Genomic DNA, 4799 nt, shown 5'->3' on the forward strand with positions numbered 1-4799 from the left:
TCGCAATAAGCCAAGAAGGGCACTTGTTTGTCTTATTGCTTCGGCTAGCCCGTGTGCGCGGTTCGGCTTTTAGATTTCATTGGATGTTAAGTGCGAAGACGTGTCACTGTTGGTTTTCTTCATCCACTGGTGGGGATACTCAGCTGGACTTGATAGTTAGATGGATCAGCCGTTGATTATTTCATCGTGAAGTAATCACCTCCCGCTTGGGGCAGGCCTTTCGCAATAAGCCAAGAAGACCGCTTGTCTTATTGCTTCGGCTAGCCCGTGTGCGCGGTTCGGCTTTTAGATTTCATTGGATATTGGGTGCGAGGATGTGTCGCTGTTATTTGTTTCATCCGCTGGTGGCAGCGCTTATTTAGACTTGATAGTTATGAAATTGCTGCGGCCATTCCATTTGGACTTACGAAGCTGACCAAAAAATTTTTTACTTACTTCAATGTGTGATGAATTTCATTTCCTCTCTAAAACTAGAGATGAAGCGGAAAGGGGCGAATGGATGGCGAGGGGAAGCCGAGTCCATTCATTTGCGACGCATCTGCATGCAGATGTGGGAGCAACGGTTTTCCTGCGATGCTCGAACACAGAGAAACTAGGTGCCCTGGACTGAGCGCTAGCGAGGGAAGCGGCTGAAGCCGGCCCCCGGGCAGCCGAAAACGCGACGTCCTGTCGCATCGGCTGCATGACCCGCATCCTGCGGACCTAAAGCGTCCCCTTGAAGCGTAATCTCTTCCCTATACTTTTTCTATCATTATTGAAGTAAGAAGACCCCTTAGTACATACAACTCACCAAACGAAAAAACGCCCTTCCATATGGAAAGGGCGTTCACTGGTTTGATTACAGAATCGGTGCCAACAGGCGGGCGATGGATTCCTTCGATTTGATCATGCGGGTTCTCGCCATATACATCTCATACGTCAGCTCCGACGATAATTCTGTATCTTGCCTGAACATATCCGCGAGCTCCATGGAAACCTTCTCATCGTAAATGAATGCATTCACTTCGAAATTCAACTTAAAGCTGCGGACATCGATATTCGCTGTTCCGACCGTCGACGCTTCGTCGTCAATGACAATCATTTTCGTATGCAGGAAGCCGTTATCGTAGATGAACACACGAGCTCCGGCCCGCAACATTTGACCGGCATAGGAATATGTCGCCCAGTAGACGAATGGATGGTCCGGTTTGTTCGGGATCATGATGCGCACATCGATACCGGACAGCGCCGCGATCCGCAGTGCATCATAGAAGCTCGCATCCGGAATGAAATATGGCGTCTGGATGTAAATATATTCGCGCGCCAAATGGATCAGCTTTAAATAGCCGTCCTTGATCTGTTCCCATTCCTCGTCCGGGCCGCTGGAGACAATCTGCATCGAAGTCGAGCCCTCTTCGGGTTGTGGAGGGAAGTACGCTTCATCATATTCAATATCGTGCCGCGCAGAAGCCTGGTTCCAGTCGAGGATAAAGCGCGTCTGGAGCGGGTAAAGGGCATTTCCTTCCAGCCGGAGATGCGTATCGCGCCAATAGCCGAAGCGGCGGTTGAGCCCGAGATATTCCTCCCCGACGTTAAAGCCGCCGATATAGCCGACCTTTCCGTCAATGACGACAATTTTGCGGTGGTTGCGGTAGTTCAGCCGCGGATTGATGATCGGCATGATGGAAGGAAAGAAGGTTTCCACTTCGCCGCCGGCTGCTGAAAATTCCTTGAAATGGCGCTTGCTTAAACTGCGGGAGCCCATATCATCGTATAGCAGGCGTACTTTCACGCCTTCTTTCGCCTTGGCGAGCAAAGCTTCCATGATGCGATTGCCTAGCTGGTCCAGCCGGAAGATATAATATTGGATGTGGATATGGTCCTGTGCCTGTTCGATATCGCGAATCAAGGCATCGAATTTTTCCCGGCCATCGTTGAAGATTTTCACATGATTGTTTTGGGTCAACAACGCACCGTTATTGCGCAAATGGAGGTAAATCAAATTGCTGTAATCTTTCGTGCTGACATCTTGAAAAGGGAAAGTGCCGTCGTGGATTTCATTCATTTGATGGGCAATCAAGCTTTCGATGCCGATCCGTTTGCGGCCTTCTTCCCATTTGAAAAGCTTTTTTTGACGAAGCTTGCGGCCGAGCAACAGGTAGATGAAGAATCCGGCAATCGGAATGAAGAAGAGCACCAATAGCCATGCCCAAGTGGAGGAAGCATCCCGGCGTTCCAAAAACACCAGCGCTGCTGCAAGGAAAATATTCAAGATGAAAATTGCAGCAGTCAACACACTGATAATGGTGACGGTCATGGCCATTCTCCTTTGTGGATAATTGTTTATTGCCTCTAGTATAGACTAGTTGTGTAATTGAAAGAAAGGGAGAACTAGGTGGATGTTATTTCCTTATTATAACTTTTATTGTAATTAACTTCCTCTCTACTTCATTGGCTACAAAAAAGCTGCACTCTGCGGATGAGAGTGCAGCTTTATTCAGCTGAGGCGTTCTTCTTCTTTTAATTGTTCGACGATGCCTTCGACTTCCTTGCGGCTCATTTTTTCCTTGCCGGACTTGAGCGCTTTTAAGGTGCTGTGGGCCAAAGCGAGCGGCACTTTACAGAACATGAGGATGCGTTTATTTTTGATGGATTTTACATATTGATCGGCTTGCGACAGATTTTCACGTGCGTAGCTGAACATATCGTCGCGTGTCCAGCCGTCGGGGACGAACGTAACGCCGCGTTCGTAATCTTCATCGTAATTGCGCAGCATGTTGACGGCCTGCAATCCACGGCCGAATCCGATGGCAAGTTCTGTATCGGTTTCAGTGCCGTCATGCCATCTCCAAAGATCGGAAAGCATGACGCCAACGAGCCCAGCGACATAATAGGTGTAATCGTCCAGGTCTTCGCGCGTATGGATGACCCAGTCTTTTTCGACCCATTTGGCCATGCCGCCAGCCATGATGGCCGTTGATTCGAGCACTTTCCCGCGGATTTCAGGCGGGCACACTTCGACCCAATCCGGGAGCCTCATCGTTACGGATGGCAAATAGTCCGCGTATGGGGCGACGAGTGCCGCGTATTCCGTTTCGTCAATATCGGTTTCGAGCATATGTTGGATGGAGCGCAGAAGAGACGCTTTCACTTCAGCTGGAAGCTCGGGATGATCTTCAATTTCATCGATTGCGCGCATGCACAAATAGGCGGAGCCGACGGTTTTTTTCAGGACAGGATCCAAAAAGCTGATCGGAATGAAAAAGGTCCGGCTCGTTTGTTTCAGCATCGCGAGTGATTCTTTTTGCAGATTGGCGACTTTGCTCATCTTCAGTCCTCCTTTATGTGGATTTTGAACGTGCTTATGTATGGGCGTGGCCCAATTGATTCGTAAAATGTCTTCCTTCTAAATATAAACGAAATGGCTGAAAAAACAAATGATTACCCATAACGCCACAAGAAAACCCTTTGGAAGAAACAAGTTCTCCAAAGGGTTCAGTCTACATGAAAATGGTTCCACGCTTCATAAATTCCGCCGGCGCAATGTCGATTCGCGCGGAAAATGAGCGGATGTTCTTCATGGGTTTTGAGTTCCGGCTGAGCGTTTCCAACGATAACGGAAGGGAAACCGAGCGTCAGCATTTCCAAGTCGTTTCCGGAATCACCCGCCACCAAAAGTTTAGCGTCGGAAATTCCATGGCGTTCCAACAAGTAGCGAAGCGCCTGGCCTTTCCCGCTATTCGGAGGCAGGATATCCAAATCCTTGCCGCCGCTGAAAATCAGCTTATGGGGAACTTGTTTTGCTTCGAGCAGATTGCGGAACTGTTCGACCGCTTGTGCATCCGTGACATGGTAGGAGCGCCGACTTGTCACAGGCAACTCCTGCGGGGCCAAGCCTTCGATTGTAGTCGCTAGCGCTTCGACTTGTTCAGGCGCCCAATCGTCCATCAAATGGGCTTCCCATTTTTTGTCTTTCTGGAAGCTGGGTCCCATATAGATTTCGGTCCCGACATCGGTGACGAGCGCTTTGGGAATCGGGAGCCCTTCATCTGCAATCAGCTGTTGTGCCGAAGCAAGATGGCGGCCGGTGATATAGATCAAGCCGACTTCGTAAGGCTGCTGCTCATAAAAATCCAGCAATTCCTTCAGCCCGGCTCTATCACCGACTAAGGTTCCGTCCAGGTCGGTCGCTAGCAAGTGTGTTGCTCCGTTCACGGATAATCACCTCATACAATGTATTTATTTTTTTTGAAATACTGACCCAATTGAAGTCTTTTCGGGCGATGCGCACCGCTTGACGGCTAAGGCGTTCAACCAGTAGCGAGTTGACGGATAGAACTTCCATGGCAATCGCCAGGTCGATTTCATTTTGCGCTTCGACAAGCAAGCCACTGACACCGTCTTCGACAACATTTTTCAAGCCGCCCACTTTTGAGGCAATAACAGGACTGCCGCAGGCTTGTGCTTCAGCTGCAACCATGCCGAACGATTCGTAGAAACTCGGGACGATGGTAGCGGTAGCTGAATTGAATAACAACGCCAATTGTTCTTGGTTTTTCGGTCCGACAAAACGGACATGCTGTTCGATTCCGGCTACTGCTTTGCGCAGTTCCGGATCTTTCGGCAAGCCTGTTTCTGTATCGATGGCATCCGGCTCACCGCCGGCAATCACCAATTCCGGCGTGTAGCGGCTGCCGCTTTTTTCTGCCAGAAGCTTGAAGGCTTTCAATAATGTGAAGATGCCTTTTGTTGCTTCCAGACGTCCTGCGAAAACGAAGAGGGGGTCTTCGTAACCGAATTTTTTCCGGATGTGATGGCGG

The 4799-nt window shown here is 49.5% G+C and carries 4 protein-coding genes; all 4 read right to left on the reverse strand.

Annotated elements, in window-relative coordinates; genetic code table 11:
* Nucleotides 1-838: 838 nt before the first annotated feature.
* Entirely contained in the window at nt 839-2296 is a 1458-nt protein-coding gene (gene cls, locus ON064_RS17000; protein WP_274625700.1) for a cardiolipin synthase, read from the reverse strand.
* Nucleotides 2297-2476: 180 nt separating this feature from the next.
* Nucleotides 2477-3307 (reverse strand): phytoene/squalene synthase family protein, encoded by an 831-nt coding sequence (locus ON064_RS17005; RefSeq protein WP_274625701.1) that lies wholly within the window; start codon nt 3305-3307, stop codon nt 2477-2479.
* 167 nt (nt 3308-3474) lie between these two features.
* Nucleotides 3475-4194, reverse strand: a complete 720-nt coding sequence (locus ON064_RS17010) for an HAD-IIB family hydrolase (RefSeq protein ID WP_274625702.1) — start codon at nt 4192-4194, stop codon at nt 3475-3477.
* Nucleotides 4139-4799: glycosyltransferase (locus tag ON064_RS17015; protein WP_274625703.1), on the reverse strand; the 661-nt coding region annotated here is incomplete at its 5' end. The genes ON064_RS17015 and ON064_RS17010, both read right to left, overlap by 56 nt.

Origin of the sequence: Planococcus sp. A6, assembly GCF_028823615.1 — a bacterium.
In the GTDB taxonomy this organism is placed as follows: domain Bacteria; phylum Bacillota; class Bacilli; order Bacillales_A; family Planococcaceae; genus Planococcus.